General features: G+C 71.2%; 16 protein-coding genes. 13 read left to right on the top strand and 3 right to left on the bottom strand.

Annotated features, from left to right (window positions below; all coding sequences use genetic code 11):
* Nucleotides 1-5 precede the first annotated feature (5 nt).
* From ACYVMZ_RS35940 to ACYVMZ_RS35885, 12 genes are all read left to right on the top strand, one after another.
* Nucleotides 6-1,784, top strand: coding sequence for a non-ribosomal peptide synthetase (locus ACYVMZ_RS35940; protein ID WP_461087082.1), 1,779 nt, complete (start codon nucleotides 6-8; stop codon nucleotides 1,782-1,784).
* The gene (gene hppD / locus ACYVMZ_RS35935; protein WP_461087081.1) at nucleotides 1,781-3,103 is read left to right on the top strand and encodes a 4-hydroxyphenylpyruvate dioxygenase; all 1,323 of its coding nucleotides are present in this window, start codon (nucleotides 1,781-1,783) and stop codon (nucleotides 3,101-3,103) included. The genes ACYVMZ_RS35940 and hppD overlap by 4 nt, the downstream gene beginning before the upstream one ends.
* Entirely contained in the window at nucleotides 3,093-4,061 is a 969-nt protein-coding gene (locus ACYVMZ_RS35930; RefSeq protein WP_461087080.1) for a class I SAM-dependent methyltransferase, read from the top strand. The genes hppD and ACYVMZ_RS35930 overlap by 11 nt, the downstream gene beginning before the upstream one ends.
* A complete protein-coding gene (locus ACYVMZ_RS35925; protein ID WP_461087079.1) occupies nucleotides 4,058-5,581 on the top strand; it encodes an FAD-binding oxidoreductase in 1,524 nt (507 codons plus the stop codon). The genes ACYVMZ_RS35930 and ACYVMZ_RS35925 overlap by 4 nt, the downstream gene beginning before the upstream one ends.
* A 22-nt stretch (nucleotides 5,582-5,603) precedes the next feature.
* Nucleotides 5,604-6,377, top strand: coding sequence for an SDR family oxidoreductase (locus ACYVMZ_RS35920; RefSeq protein ID WP_461087078.1), 774 nt, complete (start codon nucleotides 5,604-5,606; stop codon nucleotides 6,375-6,377).
* A gap of 164 nt (nucleotides 6,378-6,541) precedes the next feature.
* Nucleotides 6,542-7,150, top strand: a complete 609-nt coding sequence (locus ACYVMZ_RS35915; RefSeq protein WP_461087077.1) for a DUF2306 domain-containing protein — start codon at nucleotides 6,542-6,544, stop codon at nucleotides 7,148-7,150.
* Nucleotides 7,151-7,634: 484 nt separating this feature from the next.
* The gene (locus ACYVMZ_RS35910) at nucleotides 7,635-8,138 is read left to right on the top strand and encodes an SDR family NAD(P)-dependent oxidoreductase (RefSeq protein WP_461087076.1); all 504 of its coding nucleotides are present in this window, start codon (nucleotides 7,635-7,637) and stop codon (nucleotides 8,136-8,138) included.
* 297 nt (nucleotides 8,139-8,435) lie between these two features.
* Nucleotides 8,436-10,316 carry an FAD/NAD(P)-binding protein gene (locus tag ACYVMZ_RS35905; protein ID WP_461087075.1) on the top strand — a complete coding sequence of 627 codons (1,881 nt, stop codon included), beginning with the start codon at nucleotides 8,436-8,438 and terminating at the stop codon, nucleotides 10,314-10,316.
* Between the two features lie 51 nt (nucleotides 10,317-10,367).
* Nucleotides 10,368-11,519, top strand: a complete 1,152-nt coding sequence (locus ACYVMZ_RS35900) for a putative PEP-binding protein (RefSeq protein ID WP_461087074.1) — start codon at nucleotides 10,368-10,370, stop codon at nucleotides 11,517-11,519.
* A gap of 93 nt (nucleotides 11,520-11,612) precedes the next feature.
* Nucleotides 11,613-12,173, top strand: coding sequence for a hypothetical protein (locus tag ACYVMZ_RS35895; RefSeq protein ID WP_461087073.1), 561 nt, complete (start codon nucleotides 11,613-11,615; stop codon nucleotides 12,171-12,173).
* A 52-nt stretch (nucleotides 12,174-12,225) separates the two neighbouring features.
* Nucleotides 12,226-12,723 (top strand): hypothetical protein, encoded by a 498-nt coding sequence (locus ACYVMZ_RS35890; protein WP_461087072.1) that lies wholly within the window; start codon nucleotides 12,226-12,228, stop codon nucleotides 12,721-12,723.
* A 142-nt stretch (nucleotides 12,724-12,865) separates the two neighbouring features.
* Entirely contained in the window at nucleotides 12,866-13,405 is a 540-nt protein-coding gene (locus ACYVMZ_RS35885; protein ID WP_461087071.1) for a carboxymuconolactone decarboxylase family protein, read from the top strand.
* 24 nt (nucleotides 13,406-13,429) lie between these two features.
* Here the strand turns inward: ACYVMZ_RS35885 and ACYVMZ_RS35880 are convergent, their stop codons facing one another.
* Nucleotides 13,430-14,773, bottom strand: a complete 1,344-nt coding sequence (locus ACYVMZ_RS35880; RefSeq protein ID WP_461087070.1) for a carotenoid oxygenase family protein — start codon at nucleotides 14,771-14,773, stop codon at nucleotides 13,430-13,432.
* An 80-nt stretch (nucleotides 14,774-14,853) separates the two neighbouring features.
* Between ACYVMZ_RS35880 and ACYVMZ_RS35875 the strand changes: the two genes are divergently transcribed.
* Complete coding sequence (locus ACYVMZ_RS35875; RefSeq protein ID WP_461087069.1) at nucleotides 14,854-15,501, top strand: TetR/AcrR family transcriptional regulator; 648 nt, start codon at nucleotides 14,854-14,856, stop codon at nucleotides 15,499-15,501.
* Nucleotides 15,502-15,636: 135 nt separating this feature from the next.
* On the opposite strand, the gene ACYVMZ_RS35870 is transcribed toward ACYVMZ_RS35875, so the two are convergent.
* Together ACYVMZ_RS35870 and ACYVMZ_RS35865 are read right to left on the bottom strand one after the other, a co-directional pair.
* Nucleotides 15,637-16,194 carry a flavin reductase family protein gene (locus tag ACYVMZ_RS35870; protein WP_461087068.1) on the bottom strand — a complete coding sequence of 186 codons (558 nt, stop codon included), beginning with the start codon at nucleotides 16,192-16,194 and terminating at the stop codon, nucleotides 15,637-15,639.
* A gap of 4 nt (nucleotides 16,195-16,198) precedes the next feature.
* Nucleotides 16,199-16,717 (bottom strand): acyl-CoA thioesterase, encoded by a 519-nt coding sequence (locus tag ACYVMZ_RS35865; RefSeq protein WP_461087067.1) that lies wholly within the window; start codon nucleotides 16,715-16,717, stop codon nucleotides 16,199-16,201.
* Nucleotides 16,718-16,724: the final 7 nt, after the last annotated feature.

The raw sequence follows: 16,724 nt of genomic DNA, 5'->3' as shown, positions 1-16,724 counted from the left end.
GAACCATGGCTTCCCCTTCCCTGCACGGGAATTTCGCCGAACAGGCACTCAGGACGCCGGATGCCGTCGCCGTCTCGTCCGGCGACCACCGCCTGACCTACCGGGAGCTGGACGAGCGCGCGAACCGGCTCGCGCACCGGCTGGGCAAGCTGGGGATAGGGACCGACACACCGGCCGCGGTGCTGATGGAACGCTCCGTGGACGTGGTGGTGGCGATCCTGGCGGTGCTCAAGGCCGGCGGCTGCTACCTCCCGCTGCACAGCGCCTACCCCCTGCAGCGCATGCAGCTGATCATGGATCACTGCGCCCCGCCCGTGCTCCTGGTGGACGAGGAGATGCGCGGGCGCGGCCTCCCGGAGGGCGCCGAGGTCGTGACCGTCGAGGGCGAGCGGGGCCTCGCCGAATACCCGGCGGACGACCCCGGCGTCCCGGTCGACCCAGACCAGCTGGCGTATGTGATCCACACCTCTGGCTCGACGGGCGCGCCCAAGGGGGTCGCCGTCACCCACAAGGAGGCGCTGGGCCTGGCCCTCGACTCAATCTGGGACGGCGACCGCCACCAGCGGGTGCTGACGCTGGCGCCCTACGCCTTCAACGTCTCCACCTACGAACTCTGGGTGCCGCTGCTGCACGGCGGACACGCCGTGGTGCCCCCGGCGGGGGGCCTCGACGTGGCCGTCATCCGCCGGCTGATCGCCGAGCAGCGGATCACCGGCGTTCATCTGACAGCCGGACTGTTCCGGGTCCTGATGGAGGCGGACCCGGGGTGTCTCACCGGTGTGCGGGAGGTGCTGACCGGCGGCGACGTCATCGCGCCGAGCGCCGTCCGACGTGCGCTGGAGCACAACCCGGACCTGGTGGTGCGGGCCATGTACGGCGCGACCGAGGCGACGCTGTTCAGCACCCATCTGCCGATGACGGCCCCGCTCGGGCTCGAGGGCCCGGTGCCGGTGGGGCGGCCGATGGACAACGTCCGCCTGCACGTTCTCGACGCCGGCCTGCGTGCCGTTCCGGCCGGCGAGGTCGGTGAACTGCACATCTCCGGGCGTGGACTGGCCCGCGGGTACTTCGGCCGGCCCGATCTGACCGCCGAACGCTTCGTGGCGAACCCGTTCGGCGCGCCCGGAGAGCGGATGTACCGGACCGGGGACCTCGTGCGCCTGGGCCACGACGGCCTGCTGGAGTATCTCGGCCGGGCCGACCAGCAGGTCAAGGTGAGGGGCTTCCGGGTCGAGCTCGCCGAGGTGGAGGCGGCGCTGGCACGCTTCCCGGGCGTCCGTCACGCCGCGGTGGTGGGGGTGGCGTCGGCCCAGGAGCAGCAGCTCGTGGCGTACTACGTACCCGCGCGGGGCGACCTCAACGGCACGGCCCTGCGGGCGCACCTGGCGGAGCTGCTGCCCGGCTACATGGTGCCGGCCGCCTTCGTCGCCGTGCCGGAACTGCCGCTCACCCCCAACGGGAAGCTGGACCGGCGGGCGCTGCCGAAGCCCGGGCTGGAGACCGGCTCCACCGGCCGGGCGCCGCAGAACGCGCGGCAGGAGAAGCTGTGCGCGCTGTTCGCGGAGGCGCTGGAGGTGCCCCGGGTGGGCATCGACGACAGCTTCTTCGACCTGGGCGGACAGTCACTGGCGGCGATGCGCCTGCTCAGCCGTATCCGGTCGGAGTTCGACACGGACCTGACGATCACCCAGTTCTTCGACGCGCCGACGGTGCTCGGCCTGGACGCCCTCCTGGGGCCGCCCGGGCCGGCGACGGCAGATCGGACGGAAGGAGAGCAACGATGACCGATGCCTTCGACGACGAGCACGCGCTGTTCTCGGTCCTGGTCAACGACGAGGGCCAGCACTCGCTCTGGCCGGCCGCCGCGACGGTGCCGGCGGGCTGGACCGTCGCCCACCCGCCGGCCGACCGCGCCACGTCCCTGGCCTACGTGAACCAGCACTGGACGGACCTCAGGCCGCGCACGCTCGTGCGGCGCCTGCGGAAGAACAAGGAGACGACGATGAGCGGACGGACGGAAGCGGCCGCGACGCCCTTCTCGGGGATGACCGTCGACCATGTCGGGTTCTATGTCACGGACCTCGCGGGCGCGACCGACTGGCTGGCCCAGGGGTACGGCCTCACGGTGTACGCGCGGTCGGACGACGAGCCGGAGCCGGGCGGGGCGCGCTCGGTGATGCTGGGCCGGCGGGACATCCGGATGCTGCTGAGCGAGCCGCTCGCCGGGACTCATCCCGGTGCCGAGTACGTGGACAGGCACGGCGACGGGGTGGCCGACATCGCGCTGCGCGTCCCGGACGCGGCCGCCGCCTTCACGGAGGCGGTCCGCCGCGGCGCCCGGCCGGTGTCGGCGCCGACGGCGCACGGCGACCTGGTCACCGCGGCCATCACGGGGATCGGCGACATCACGCACACGTTCGTGCAGCGCGCGGACGGCGGGGCCGACGGCACGCTGCCCGGTCTCTCGCCGGCTGTCCGGGACACCGGTGTCCCGGACAGCGGCCTGCAGGAGATCGACCACTTCGCGATCTGCGTCGAGCCCGCGGAGATGGACCTGACGGTCGAGTTCTACCGGGCGGTGCTCGACTTCGAGCTGATCTTCACCGAGCGGATCGAGGTCGACGACCAGGTCATGATCACCAAGGTGGTCGAGAGCCGCTCCGGCGGGGTCACCTTCACCCTGGTCACGCCGGACCGGTCCAAGGCGACCGGCCATCTGGACGAGTTCCTGAAGAGTCACAACGGGCCCGGCGTGCAGCACATCGCCTTCGCCACGGACGACATCGTGCGCTCGGTGGATGCGCTCGCCTCCCAGGGCGTGGACTTCCTGCCCACCCCCGCCGCCTACTACCGCGTGCTGCCGGAGCGCCTGACGCCGCTCAGGCATTCGGTGTCCGAGCTGGAACGCCTGAACATCCTGATCGACGAGGACCACGACGGGCAGCTGTTCCAGATCTTCACCCGGTCCGTGCACCCGAAGGGCACTCTCTTCCTGGAGGTCATCGAGCGCATGGGGGCGCGTTCGTTCGGCAGCGGCAACATCAAGGCGCTCTACCAGGCCGTCGAGTACGAGCAGGGCAGGGGTGCCGGGAATGCCACGTGACGCGGCGGTCGACCGGCGGTTCCGGGCCGTGGTCGAGCGGCTGCGGATGCCCGGCATGGGCACCGAGGCGGCGGCCCCGCTCCTCGCCTCCCTGATCCACCTGGTGCGGCCGCACCGGGTGCTGGAGATCGGGATGGGGCACACCACCCCGTTCCTGGCGCGCGCGCTGGCCGAGGCCGAGGAGCTCGCCGCGGCCGAGGCCGACGGGCTGGCCCGCAAGACCCTGCCGTACCTCGAGGACGGCCGGGAGCTGGACGAGGACTGGATCCAGGCCGAGCCCGCGCTGCTGGTGCCGTCCCACTATCTCGAGCCCTACCGGCCGAGGCTCGTCGCGATCGACGACTTCTCCGACGCCGGCTCGTCGGCCCCCCAGGTGACGCGGGCACTGACCGAACTCGGCCTGGCCGACCGGGTCACCGTGGTCAACGCGGACCTGCGCGGCGCCGTCGAGCGTCTGCCCGACGAGTTCCGGCCCATCGACTTCGCCTGGGTGGACGCCTGGGACTGCCTCTACTTCTTCGAGAACTGCTGGGAGCTGATCGATCCCGACGGCGGGATCGTGGTCATGCACTACCTGATGACCTACCCGGAGGGGGAGGCGATCCTCCAGTACATCGCGGAGAGCCAGCGGCTGCGTCCCGGCGAGTTCGAGGTGCTGAGCCTGCTGGAGAGCCACAAGCTGCGGCAGAACAGCGTGACCGTGCTGCGCCGCACCAGTGGCGCCACACCCCGGGAGTACTCCGGTACCAGGCAGCGGCCGCGGCTCGGCGGCCGGATGCGCGCGGACGCCCTCGCGCTGGCAACGTCGCGCACCGCCCCCGGCGGCGGCCGGCCGCGGCCCCTCGGTGCGCAGAACGGGCCGCGGGAGGAGCTGCGCAAGCCACGAGATGTGGCCCGTGCCACCGCCGTGCGAACGTCTGCTGCGGCACCGGACACAGGAAGGCGCGAACAAGCATGACGGACACGGCCGTTGGACCGACGTCCCTGCTGGTCATCGAGCCCGGGGACGCCCGCTACGAGAACCTCGTCCAGAGCTACAACCACCGCTTCACGGGTCGGCCCGAACGGGTGTGCCTTCCCTTGGACACCGACGAGGTGCTGACGGCGGTCGGGCACGCGGTGGCCGCCGGCAAGCGGATCGCGGTCCGCAGCGGCGGGCACTGCTTCGAGAACTTCACCGCCGCACCCGAGATCGATGTGCTGCTGGATCTGTCCCAGCTGAACGGCATCGCGCACGACCAGCGGCGCCGCGCCATCGAGGTCGGGGCGGGGGCCACGCTGGGCGACGTCTATCGCACCCTGTTCAAGCGCTGGGGGGTGACCATCCCCGGCGGCACCTGCTTCGACGTCGGCGCCGGCGGCCATGTCCTGGGCGGTGGTTACGGCCACCTCTCGCGCCGGCACGGCCTGGTGATCGACCACCTGTACGCCGTGGAGGTGGTGGTCGTCGACGAGTCCGGCAGGGCCCGGGCCGTGGTGGCCACCGCCGACCCCGACGACCCGCACCGCGATCTGTGGTGGGCGCACACCGGCGGTGGCGGCGGCAATTTCGGGGTCGTGACGCGGTACTGGCTGCGCACGCCGGGCGCCGACTCCGACGACCCCGCCGCGCTCCTGCCCAAGGCCCCGGCCCAGGTCTGGAAGCGCACCGTCATGTGGCCGTGGGACGGCATGACGGAGGACGCCTTCGGCGCGCTGCTGCGCAACTACGGGGAGTGGTACGAGAAGAACAACGACGCCGGCAGTCCCGCGGCGGGCCTTTGGAGCAATCTGATCGCCACCCACCGGTCCTCCGGGATGTTCGGCATGACGGTGGTGATCGACCATGACGGACCGGACGCCGAGGCCGTCTTCGACGAGCACTACGTGTCCGTCACCGAGGGCGTCGGTGTCGACCCGGTGGTGCACACCGCGGAGGTCGTCCCGTGGTTCAGCTCCTGGATGCCCTCGTACAGCTTTCCCAACGACCCCCAGGGCCGCTACAAGGACAAGTCGGGCAACTTCCGCAAGGGCTTCACCGCACATCAGCGACAGGTCATCTACCGCTATCTGACCGATCCGGACCAGTCCAACCCGACGACGTGCGTGGTGGTCGCCGGCTACGGCGGAAAGGTCAACACCGTCTCCCCCGAGGCCACGGCCACCGCCCAGCGGGACTCGATACTCAAGGTCGTCTACAGCGGCGGAGTGTGGCAGTCCGAGGACCAGGACGAGGCCCGCATCGCATGGATGCGGCGGTTCTACCGCGACGTCTACGCCGGGACCGGCGGGGTGCCCGTCCCCGACGACGTCAACGACGGCGCGTACATCGGCTATCCCGACGTCGATCTGGCCGACCCCGCCTGGAACACCTCGGGTGTGCCCTGGCCGGTGTTGTACTACGGCGCCAACTATCCGCGCCTTCAGCAGGTCAAGCAACGCTACGACCCGCGCAACGTGTTCCGCCACTCGCTGTCGATCGAACTCCCGTCCGCATAGGCCCCGATGTCGGAGGATCACCATGCTCGAGAACAAGGTCGTCGTCGTCTCCGGAGTCGGACCGGGCCTGGGGCGGGCGATCGCCCTGCGGGCGGCGCGGTCCGGGGCGGACGTCGTGCTCGCCGCCCGAACGGACTCCCGGCTCGCGGAGATCGCCGCCGAGGTGGAGCAGACCGGGCGCCGAGCCCTGGCCGTGCCGACCGACATCACCGACGAAACCTCGGCCGCCGCCCTGGCCAAGGTGACGACGGACACCTTCGGCCGGGTCGACGCCCTCGTCAACAATGCCTTCGCCGTACCCCCGCTGACCGACCTGCTCGACGTCGACCTGACCGACGTCCGCGCCGGGTTCGAAACCAACGTGTACGCCGCACTGCGGCTCACCCGGTTGTTCGCACCCGCGCTGGCCGGCAGCCGCGGATCGGTCGTGATGGTCAACTCGGCCGTGCTGCGCCACTCCAAGCGGCTCTTCGGCGCCTACAAGATGAGCAAGGCAGCCCTGCTGTCCCTCGCCCAGAGCCTGGCCACCGAACTCGGCCCCCAGGGCATCCGGGTGAACACCGTCGCCCCCGGCTACATCTGGGCGGACGCCCTGCGCGAGGGCTTCGGCCAGTGGGCGCAGCAGCGCGGGGTCACCGTGCAGGACATCTACGACGAGGTGGCGGCCACCCTCGACCTCGGCAGGCTGCCGGAACCCGACGATATCGCCGATGTCGTGCTCTTCCTCCTGTCCGACATGTCCCGTGCGGTCACCGGTCACTGCTTGGACGCCAACGCCGGCGAGTTCCACCACTGACCGGGATGCCCCGGAAGCACTCCCCGCCCCCAGAGGAAAGTTGAGGCTCCGCGGTGACACAGAACAGAGAGGGAACAGGTGCTCCGGCCACCACGGTGGGGCACCGCGCACCGAGCGCCCGGCCCGCGGCGGGACCGGAGCGACGCTGGTGGCACAGCCCGTGGATGGCCGCACTCGCCGTCGTCGTCGTGTTCAACCTGCTGTACGCCTTCCCCCGCTACCTCAGCGGAGATCCGCAGCAGTCCCGCATCCCGCTGGACCCGGGCTTCTCACAGCACTACCTGGTCGTGGTGCTGCACGCGGTCCTCGGCAATCTCGCCCTGGTGACGGTCCTCCTCCAGGTGCTGCCCTGGATACGCCGCCATCACCCGCGGGTGCACCGGGTGAGCGGGCGGGTGTACCTCTTCGCCGCGGCACTGCCCACGACGGTGCTGGCGTTCGCCCTCGTGCCCTTCAGCCAGGCCCCGTTCGGCGCCTTCGGTCTGATGCTGTCGGGGGTGCTGTGGATCGTCACCACGCTGCTCGGCTACCGGGCCGCCCGCCGGCGCCGGTACATCGACCACCGCCGCTGGATGATCTACAGTTTCGCCATCTCCCTCGGCACCACCTGGGGCCGGGTGCTGTCCGAGCTGATGCAGGCCTTCCCGGGGTTCGAGGTCAGTCTGTCGTTCATGCTCGAACTCTCCACCTGGGGCAGTTGGGTGATCAACCTCCTGATCGCCCACTGGTGGCTCGATCGCACGGCTCCCAAGGCAGCCCGACTGGTGCGGTAGCCAGGACGGTTCGGCCCGAAGCGAAGCTCCGGTCGGCGGGGTGACGTCCAGTCACCCCGCCGACCGGAGCTTCGCTGTGTCATGGGGTCCCGCACACAGGAATATGCACTTCACAACGAGCGGCTCGTCCAGGTTCTCCCGTATTGCGTCGATAGCGCACAAGATCATCTGCTCGGTCTGAGCTGCCCCGAATCCCCGATGCCCGGCGGGTGCTGATTCGGTCTCCTTCCGGCTCCCCCGCCGACCGCCGCGCGCCGGCCGATGCGCCGCGCGCGGCTCCGTCATGATCGCCTGTGACCAGCATCTCCCGACACGCCGAGCCGACCTGCTCCGATGTATTCCGACGACCATTCGAAGGGAGGCGGGACAGCAGGCCGTCCGAAAAGGAGCAAGACCCGCGACATCCCATGGGAGGGTAGCCGTTGTTCCCGAAGCCAGGGTGGTGCGCTTCTCGCAACTACAGGACATGGATAGGAAGTGTTTCGTGCTCCTTGAGGACAAGACGGTGGTCGTATACGGTGTCACTTCGGCCTACAGTGCCGCGATGGTCAGGGCGTTTGCCAGCCAGCGTGCACTCATTTTCTTTGCAGATTCTTCACGCGACCGAGCCGAAGCTGCGGCTCGCCAGATAATTGATGCCGGGCTGGTCGCCGAGGCCGTCGAAGTCGACCTTTTCGACCGTGGCCGACTCGAGGAGTACACAGCCGAGCTGGTGGAGTGGACCGGCAGCATCGACGTCGCCGTCGTGGCACTGGGGGACCACGGCACCGAAGCCCAGCTGACCGCCGCCAGAACGGTCGCCGAGCGGATGGTGGTCCAGGGCTACGGAATTATCGTGATCATGTCGGTGACCGGCGCATCCGAGCAGGAGTACCGGGAACTCGCCGAACACGCCGCCGCGCACGGTGTCGCCGTCCTCCCCGTCCTCTGCGCCATGGACCAAGGGCGGAACCTCAGCGCGACGATCGACCGTCCGATCCTCTCCTGATGACGCATCGGCTCCTGCCGGGGCGCGCCGCATCCGGCGGCGCGCCCCGCCTTCGCGCACTCCCGGCGCGACCCCGCCGTCACGGCTCCGGGCGCTGCCGAGCAGCCGGCTGCCCCGCTGAGCACGCGCGGTCCGGCGCGCGGCCGCATCGCCGATGCCCGTGCCGGAAAGGACGGAACGCCTCGGCCCGAACGGCACCCGCCCAATTCCGCAGCACACTACGTCAGCCGGCCCTGCTTTCGGCAGCGGACAGCAGCACCGGCGAGCCTTTTTCATCACCCAACGGGGAGGTCCATCATGAACAGAACAGATGAACGTCCAAGAGTACTCATAGTCGGCGCCGGACTGGCCGGCACCGCCACGGCGATTCGGCTGCTCCATTTCGCGCGCCAGCCGCTCGAGATCGTCCTGCTCGAGCGGCGTTCCGCATATCGGTCCGCCGGTATCGCCTATCACCGGGACGGCAATCCCTGGGACCATGTGTTCAACATCCAGGCGGGCCGCATGTCGGTATTCCGGGAGGACGTTCTCGACTTCGTCCGCTGGGCCAATCACGAGGCCGACCGCCGGGACTGGCCGGCGCCCTGGGCCGGGTTCGAGTTCGTCGAGCAGGGCCCGGCGCCCCGCCGGATATTCCAGGACTACCTGACCGACCGGCTGGCCGAGGCCGCGCGGGAGGCCCGTCCCGGCGCCGTGCTCGTCGAAGCGGACGGCGAGGCGGTCGACATGGACGTCCGCCGCTCCGGGATCGAGGTGACCGTGCGACGGCCCGCCACGGGCGGTCCACGGGCCGGGCGGGAGCCGGAGACGGAGGTGCTGCCCGCCGAGCACGTCGTGCTCGCGACCGGCCTGGAACTGAGGCAGCCGCCTTTCGCCGCCGAGGTGCTCGGGCATCCGTCATTCGTCCGGGAGCCGTACTCCGCGGCCGGCGTCCGCACACTCGAGTCCCTGCCGCCCGAGGCGACCGTCGCGATCGTCGGATCCGTGCTGAGCGCCTACGACTCGGCGGGCCTGCTGCTGCGCCGGGGCCACACCGGGACGATTCATCTGATCTCCAGGAGCGGGACGATGTTCCGCACGTACCCGGACGGCCATGAGCACGAGGTCTTACCGCTGCCCTGCCCGAAATCGTTGCTGGAGCCGTACCGGAACCGTGCCGAGTTCCTCGCCCGGGTCCGAAACGAGTGGGAGACGGCGTGTGCGACGGTCGTCCGGGCCCACCCCGGAGTCGACGCGGCGGTGGTCGCGGAGCGGGTGGCCAAGGCGTGGGAGCCGTATCTTCCCGAGGCCATCGAGCGGATTCCCACCACCGAACTGCGCAGCCTGCTGGACGAGTTCAGTACCGCGATCGCCGCGCTCCGGGTCGGTGCGGTGGAGTACACGATGGCGGTCATCGAGCGGGCGATGCGCGCGGCGAACGGGGCGGTGCGGCTGGTGGTCGGCAGGGTCGAGCGCATCACGCCGACGGCGTCCGGAGGACTGCTCGTCTCGGTCGCGGCCCGGAGGCAGACGCAGACCGTCGAGGCGGACCTGGTGGTGGCCAACTTCGGCAGGGAGTGGGACTACAGCAGGGTCGGCGGACCGCTGTGGGAGAACATCCTCCGCAAGGGCATCGCGGTGCCCCACGAGCGCACGGGGCGCGGCCTGGAGGTCGACGGGGCGGGGGCGCTGCTGGGCCCCGGCGGAGAGCCGACCGGTCCGATCTGCGCGGTCGGCGTGCCGAGGGAGGGTGACGAGATCGTGCGCAACGGCCGCACCGGCGCGTTCGCCTTCAATCTCGCCGCCATCAAGAACCAGTCCGTCTCGGTCGCCGCACGGGTGATCGAACAACTGGAATCACCTGACGGTTCGGCTCGGACCAAATCCCCCTCAGGGAGCGAGGGCAGCAATGTCGAGGATGCGTACCGCGGCCGATTCGAGGAGGCTGTGGTACTGGAGGCACGAAGGCTGGCCGCGCGTACGCGAAATGAACGGGAACTGCTGGATTCCCGGTTGGAGACCTGTCTGCGGTCCCTGGGTGAAATGCCGGCCCTTCCCATGGATGCTTCCCGGCGCGACCGTCTGCTGAGAACCGTCGTCAACCGGGCCGCCGTCCGGCGGCTCACCGACGTCTCCGTCACGCCACGGCAGCTGCGCCGACAACTGAAGATCGGGAACCGCGAAGACCTGGAGGGCTAGTTGAACGGGCGACGAATTCAGGGATTCCTTCTGGCCGGTGGTACACAGAGTGTGCTGAGAGGTATCTGTAACCGCACAAGAAATCCACTCGAGGGAACAATTCTCGTCGCCCCGTCTCTCGAAGCGGGTCTGTACGACGCGATCGTGGCGGCCCGGGCGGTGGTCTGCGGTGCGGGCGGGCTGACCGGCCACATGCAGTCCATCTGCCGTGGCCGGGGCATCCCCGTGCTCCGCGTCGACCAGGCGGATCTCGCCCACCTGGTCGGCGAAGTGACGCTTCATCTGGACAGCCAGTCGATCACCGTCGGGTCCGACCCGAGTCCGCGCAGTCCCTCGCCGGACGATCTCGGCTCGGCCTGCGCGGTCATCGCGGATCTTCAGGACATCCACCAGATCAACACGTGCGGGCCGAACGCGAAGCGGGTGGACTCCTTCTTCATCCGGGAGGAGTTCCTCTGCCTGGCGGCGGGCCTGCGTCCGCTCGACGCCCTGGCCGGCGGCCCCGCCGACATCGCGGTCTACGGGCGGTCCATCGCCGACCGGCTGTGCGCCTTCGTCGAGGCGCTCCTGCCCGGCCAGCGGCTGATCCTGAGGCTTCTCGACCTCCGTTCCGACCACGCCGCCGAGGTCACCGAGCTGACCCCGGTCGCGGTCGAGCCGAACCCCGAGCTGGGCCTGCACGGCGCGCGCTGGCTGCTGGGTTCGGCGGCCTACCGCAACGCGCTGCACACCGTGCTCGGGTCGCTGCGCGAACGGCTCGGTGACGACGCGGACCGCGTGCATCTGGCGGCTCCGTTCCTCACCGACGAGCAGGAGTTCGCCCGGCTCAGGACACACCTCGAGGTGCCGGCCGAGGTGCCCCTGTCGGCGTTCATCGAGACGCCCTCGGCCGTGCACGCCACCACCGCGCTCTGCGCCGCGGGCGCCAGCGAGCTGTTCGTCGGCATGAAGGACCTCGTGCAGTTCTATCTCGCCGCGGACCGGAGCAACCACCTGGTCGCCAGCACCTACCAGACCCGGCACCCGGCCGTCATGGACGCAGTGCGCAAGGTGGTGGAGTCGGCGCGTGCCGCGGGCACCCCGGTGCGGGTGTTCGCGCTGGGTGCCGACCTCGCCCACTACCTCGGGCAGCTGCCGACCCCCGACGGCTACATGATGTGCACCGCCGAGCTCCGGCAGGTGCTCGTCCAGCCGCAGCACTGAGCCGGTTGTGGCCCAACTGGGCACGTACGAAGAAGGCTTGGCGCCGGGTGCACTGCTGTGATGACCCCTGACCGTGGACCACGGAGGTTTCCCATGTCAGCCAACACCGCAGCGCTGTACCGGATGCGCGACGGCATCGACGTCCTCAACGGCCGGCTCCACAAGATCGGGTTGAGGGTCTTCCTCGTCATCGTCCTGGCCCACTGGGCGGAGCACCTCGCCCAGGCCGTGCAAATCTACGTCATGGGCTGGCCGGTGCCCGAGGCTCGGGGTGTCCTCGGGATCCCGTTCCCCTGGCTGGTCACCTCGGAGTGGATGCACTACGGCTACGCCCTGATCATGCTCGTCGGGTTCGTGCTGCTGCGCCCGGGATTCACCGGGAGCTCACGCACATGGTGGAACATCACCCTCGGCGTGCAGGTGTGGCACCACTTCGAGCACCTGCTGCTGCTCGTCCAGGCGATGTCCGGGGCGTATCTGGCCGGCCGTGCCGTGCCCACGAGCATCGTCCAGCTGGTCGCGCCGCGGGTGGAACTGCACCTGTTCTACAACGCGCTCGTCACCCTGCCCATGGTGGTCGCCATGGTCCTGCACGTTCGGGCGGACAGGGCGGACAACGCGGGAGCGCGCTGCACCTGCGCGGCCCAGGCGTGACGGGGGAACGGACCCGTTGAGCGGCCCTGGGGCGAGGCGACCGTCGGGTTTCGTGTCTCTCGTGCTGCTGGTGACCGCGTGCGCGCTGCTGGGGGTCTCGCTGCCCAATGTGGGCAACGTGCTGCGCGCGGCGACGGGCGACGGCGTCCCGGGGACGTTCACCGCCGAGCAGGTGTCCTGCGTCCGGCATCCGGGACACGAGACATGCGAGTGGGTGGGCTCCTTCCGCTCCGCCGACGGCACACAGGTGCGCGAGCAGGTCAGGATGTACGGACGCGGCCGCGCCTCGCTGACCGCCGGACAGCGGGTCGCGGCCGTCGACGTCGGGAACCCGGGGCGTGTCTACGGCCCGGGGGGATCCCGCGAATGGATCTTCACCGGTCTGCTGCTCGTCGGCGGTTACGGCATGCTCGCCCTGCTGGCCAGGCGCCATCTCATGCCGCCGCCCGCCCCGGGGCGCCGTCCCGGCAGGCGTACGGCGCCGGACGGGAACGGGCCCCCTCCGCTCACCGCGAGCGACACACGGGCCGGGGAGGCGGGCGGGAGCTGAGCTCCGGTGGCAGCGGCGCACCGGTGGTTCCGGCCTCGTGTCCCTCCGCACGCCGGGAGTGGCCCGCTCCCCCGTCGGAGGCGGAGCATGAAGCGGCCGCGGGACCACGGCCACGCCGTTCCGCTCGGGAGAGGACACCACCATGCCGCACATCGACCTGGACAACGACGAGCCCGGCATTCGCGGGCTGATGGCTCACCGGCCCGACACCGCGGCACCGCTCGGTCACCTGGCCGAGACGCTGCTGCGCTCCCCCATGTCGCTGACCCGCGGCGAGCGGGAGCTGATCGCCGCCTACACGTCCCACCTCAACTCCACGCCCTACTGCGCCCGCTCGCACGGGGCGTTCGCCGCCGCCCAGCTCGACGGAGGACGCTCCGTCGTCGACGCCGTGCTCGCGGATCCGGACACCGCGCCGATCACGCCGCGGCTGCGGGCGTTACTGCAGATGGCGGCCGAGGTGCGGGGCCCGGTGCGGCCCGTGGCGCCCGGCACCGTCGCGGCCGCGCGGGCGGCCGGCGCCGACGACCGGCAGATCCACGACACCGTGCTGATCGCCGCCGCGTTCTGCATGTACAACCGCTACGTCACCGGCCTCGACACCGGACTCCCGGACGATCCGGGCTACTTCGAGGAGGCGGCGAAGCGGGTCACCACCCGGGGGTACACCGCCGGGCGCTGACCTGCCGGACCCGCGCCGCCGCGGTCAGCCGCCGTCCACCCACACCGCATGGAACACGTGCGGCACCCGGACCGGCAGCGGGACCACGGCGGTCGGGGGGCCGGTGAAGTCGGCGGTGTCGAGGACCATCAGCTCGCCGCGCCCCGTCCGGGCGTCGGTGACCATGCTCAGCAGCCAGCCGTCGCCCTCGGGGGCGCGCGGCTCGCGGGGGACGAAGACGGCTTCGCCGCTCGTGCGGCCCGGGGGCAGCGCGTGGGTGTCGGTCCGCCCGGCGGCGAGGTCGTGGCGCAGCAGCGCCGGACCGCCCAGCAGCTCACCGCCGCACGGGGCGAGGGCCGTGGTGAAGGCGATGCAGTGCCGGGTGCCGCGCACCCGGTCGTCGATCACCGGGAACTCCTGGACCAGGTCGGAGAGTCCTTCCTCGACGACCGTGCCCGCCGCCGCGTCCACCGTCCAGCGGACCAGGGCGGGGGGCGTCTCACCGGGGCGGTGCGGGTCCCGGTCGAAGACGCGCGGATGGCGGATCACGTCGACGACGAGGTGCCGGCCTGCCTCGTAGGCGTTGACGGGGTGGAAGACGAAGCACGGCGACAGCTCGACCCAGAGGATGTCGTTGGGGCCGCCGTCGCGCGGGAGCAGCCCGAGGCGCGCGCCATGGCCGTCGTTCCAGGCGTAGGGGACGCGTGAGCCCACCGCCGCGGCGGCGGGGCTGAACACCACGGGGAGGTCGTAGACGAGCGCGTAGCGCTCCGTCAGGGAGAACGCGTGCGTCATGACCGGACGCTTCAGCGGCACCGGGACCGAGCGGCGTACCCGGCCGTGCACGTCGACGACGAGGTAGGTGGCGTACGGCGGCTCCAGCGACATCGTGATCGCGTGGAGTTCGCCGGTGACCGGGTCGTGCTGCGGGTGTGCGGAGAATCCGCCGCGCAGCGTGCCGTCGAAGTCGACGCGGGCCACCGTGTCGAGGGCGGGGTCGATCTGGAGTGGGAGCGGGCCGCCGTCGCCGAGGGCGAGGGTGCGGCCGGCGTGGCGGACGATGTTCGCGTTGGCGTTGTCGTTCGGGCCGTGCCGGGGGCCGGGGGCCGGCAGTTCGCCGAGGATGCGGGCGACGCGGTCGGTGCGCAGCCAGCGGTTGCGGTACCACTCGGCGCGGCCGTCGCGCAGCCGTACGCCGTGCACCATGCCGTCGCCTGCGAACAGGTGCTCGCCGGACGGGCGTCGTAGCGGGTGAGGGCCGATGGTGAGGAAGGTGCCGTCCAGCTCCGGGGGGAGCGCGCCGAGCACGGGGGGCGCGGAGACGACCACCTCCCGTGTGACGGGGGGAGCGTCGGAGAGGCCGGCCAGTTCGGCTTTCGATGCGATCATCGTTCCGCCCTCCGTAGCGTATCACCGTTATGTAACATAGTTACGGTATAGCGTGTCGAACGACTGAGGGGGCGTCAAGGGTGAGTCCACGTCAGGCAAATCCGAGGCTGCGGGCCGATCTCGTGGAGGCCGCTGCGCAGCTGCTGACCGAGGAGGGACCCCGGGCGCTGACGACCCGCCGGCTCGCCTCCGCGGTGGGTTCCTCGACCACCGCCGTCTACACCCACTTCGGCGGCATGGACGATCTGGTGCGGGCGATGGTCCACGAGGGCTTCGCCCGGCTCGACCGGCGGATGAGCGAGGTCACTCCGAGCGACGACCCCGTGGCCGACATCGCGGCGATGGGGCTCGCCTACCGCCGCAATGCGCTCGAGCACCGGCACCTGTACGGCGTGATGTTCGGCGGGGTGGGGTTCGGCGGGTTCAGCCTCACCGAGGAGGACCGGCAGCACGGCCGCTACACCCTCGAACCCGTGACCCGCGCGGTGGCGGCGGCCATGGCGGCGGGCCGCTTCCGGGACGGCGACGCACGTCTGGTGGCCCATCACATGTGGATCGCGTTGCACGGGCTCGTCACGCTGGAACTGGGCGGCTTCCTGGTCCCGCCCTACGACGCGGAGAGCTGCTTCGCCTCACAGGTGCACGGGCTGCTGGTGGGCGCCGGGGACGATCCGGCGCGGGCCCGGCGCTCCCTGGAACGCCTCGGGGTGCTCCTCGGCGCGGGGTGAACTCGGGCGGGGCGCTGCCCGGGCACGGAAGGCGGCACCACGGCACGGCGGACAACGCCCACGGCTGAAGACGCCGCCGGGCCGCGGTCGTCGCGAACGGCGACCGCGGCCCGGCGGGTACAGCCCTGGGCGGACTCAGACGGTGGACGGCGCCAGGCGGTGGAAGGCGCCGCCGTAGAACAGCAGGGCGTCGCCGCCCGGCCCGCGGCCCGCGTCGAGCACGGCGCCGAGCAGGATCGAGTGGTCCCCGCCGTCGTACACCGCCTCCACACCGCACTCCAGCCAGGCCAGGGCACCCGACAGGATCGGCGCGCCGGTACGGCGGCCCGGCTCGGTCTCCACCGCCTCGAACTCCCGGGCGCCACGCGGCCGCCCGCGGTCCGCGAAGCGGCGCGCGATCGGCTCCTGGTCCGCGGAGAGCACGGACACCGCAAACGCCTTCTCGTCCAGCAGCAGGTCGTGCAGTGCCGCCGTGCGCAGCACGCACACCAGCACCAGCGGCGGATCCAGCGACACGGAGGTGAAGGAGTTCGCCGTCATGCCCCTCGGCAGCTCCCGGCCCGCCGTCAGGACGGTGATGCCGGTCGCAAAGGAGCCCAGCACGCCGCGCAGCTCGCGGCGATCGTTGTCCAGCAGCGCGGGCGCCCTGTCCGGGGCGGGCGGGCGCGGGCCGTCCGCGCGGCCGTCGGCCACGCCGTCACCCCCCGCCCGTCGCCGCCGCGAGCCGCCCAGAGGGCGCCGAGCCGGCCGCCAGGAGCGCGTACGGCTCCAGCGCGCGGCGCAGCGCCTCGGGCACCCGGGTCGGCCGGGTGTCGGTGTTGGGCCCGCGCATACAGGCCACGCGCTGCCTGCCCCGGGCGACGAGGTCCTCGGTGACGGGCCCGTCGGCATCGCCCTCGCCGTCCCCGCCGCGCAGCCGCACGTAGTCGAAGGTGAACCCGATCTGGGTCTGCGTCAGGTCCTCCAGCCGCATCCGGATCGACAGCTGGTCGAAAGCGGTGATCTCGGCGAAGAACTCGCATCCCACCGACAGGGTGAACAGCTTGAGATCGCCTCGGATGTCGTCCAGCACGGCCGGGGCCCGGTCACGCAGGAACATCTCCCTGCACCGGCCCTGCCAGCGCACATAGTTGACGTAGTAGACGTTCCCCACCAGGTTGGTCTCCTCGAAGCCGACCAGGTGGCGCATCTCGTAGTAGGGGCGTTCTCCGCCCATGGGTCCC

The sequence above is a fragment of the Streptomyces deserti genome, from assembly GCF_054782695.1.
Note: the sequence above shows the minus strand (reverse complement) of the source record. Positions and strands in the feature narration are given on the sequence as shown.

Excerpts from the sequence above, each read along its gene's own strand:
- ACYVMZ_RS35930 (WP_461087080.1), top strand. The coding sequence starts at position 3,093 with ATGCCACGTGACGCGGCGGTCGACCGGCGGTTCCGGGCCGTGGTCGAG.
- ACYVMZ_RS35915 (WP_461087077.1), top strand. The coding sequence starts at position 6,542 with ATGGCCGCACTCGCCGTCGTCGTCGTGTTCAACCTGCTGTACGCCTTC.
- ACYVMZ_RS35920 (WP_461087078.1), top strand. The coding sequence starts at position 5,604 with ATGCTCGAGAACAAGGTCGTCGTCGTCTCCGGAGTCGGACCGGGCCTG.
- ACYVMZ_RS35880 (WP_461087070.1), bottom strand. The coding sequence starts at position 14,773 with ATGATCGCATCGAAAGCCGAACTGGCCGGCCTCTCCGACGCTCCCCCC.
- ACYVMZ_RS35905 (WP_461087075.1), top strand. The coding sequence starts at position 8,436 with ATGAACAGAACAGATGAACGTCCAAGAGTACTCATAGTCGGCGCCGGA.
- hppD (WP_461087081.1), top strand. The coding sequence starts at position 1,781 with ATGACCGATGCCTTCGACGACGAGCACGCGCTGTTCTCGGTCCTGGTC.
- ACYVMZ_RS35925 (WP_461087079.1), top strand. The coding sequence starts at position 4,058 with ATGACGGACACGGCCGTTGGACCGACGTCCCTGCTGGTCATCGAGCCC.
- ACYVMZ_RS35865 (WP_461087067.1), bottom strand. The coding sequence starts at position 16,717 with ATGGGCGGAGAACGCCCCTACTACGAGATGCGCCACCTGGTCGGCTTC.
- ACYVMZ_RS35895 (WP_461087073.1), top strand. The coding sequence starts at position 11,613 with ATGTCAGCCAACACCGCAGCGCTGTACCGGATGCGCGACGGCATCGAC.
- ACYVMZ_RS35940 (WP_461087082.1), top strand. The coding sequence starts at position 6 with ATGGCTTCCCCTTCCCTGCACGGGAATTTCGCCGAACAGGCACTCAGG.
- ACYVMZ_RS35885 (WP_461087071.1), top strand. The coding sequence starts at position 12,866 with ATGCCGCACATCGACCTGGACAACGACGAGCCCGGCATTCGCGGGCTG.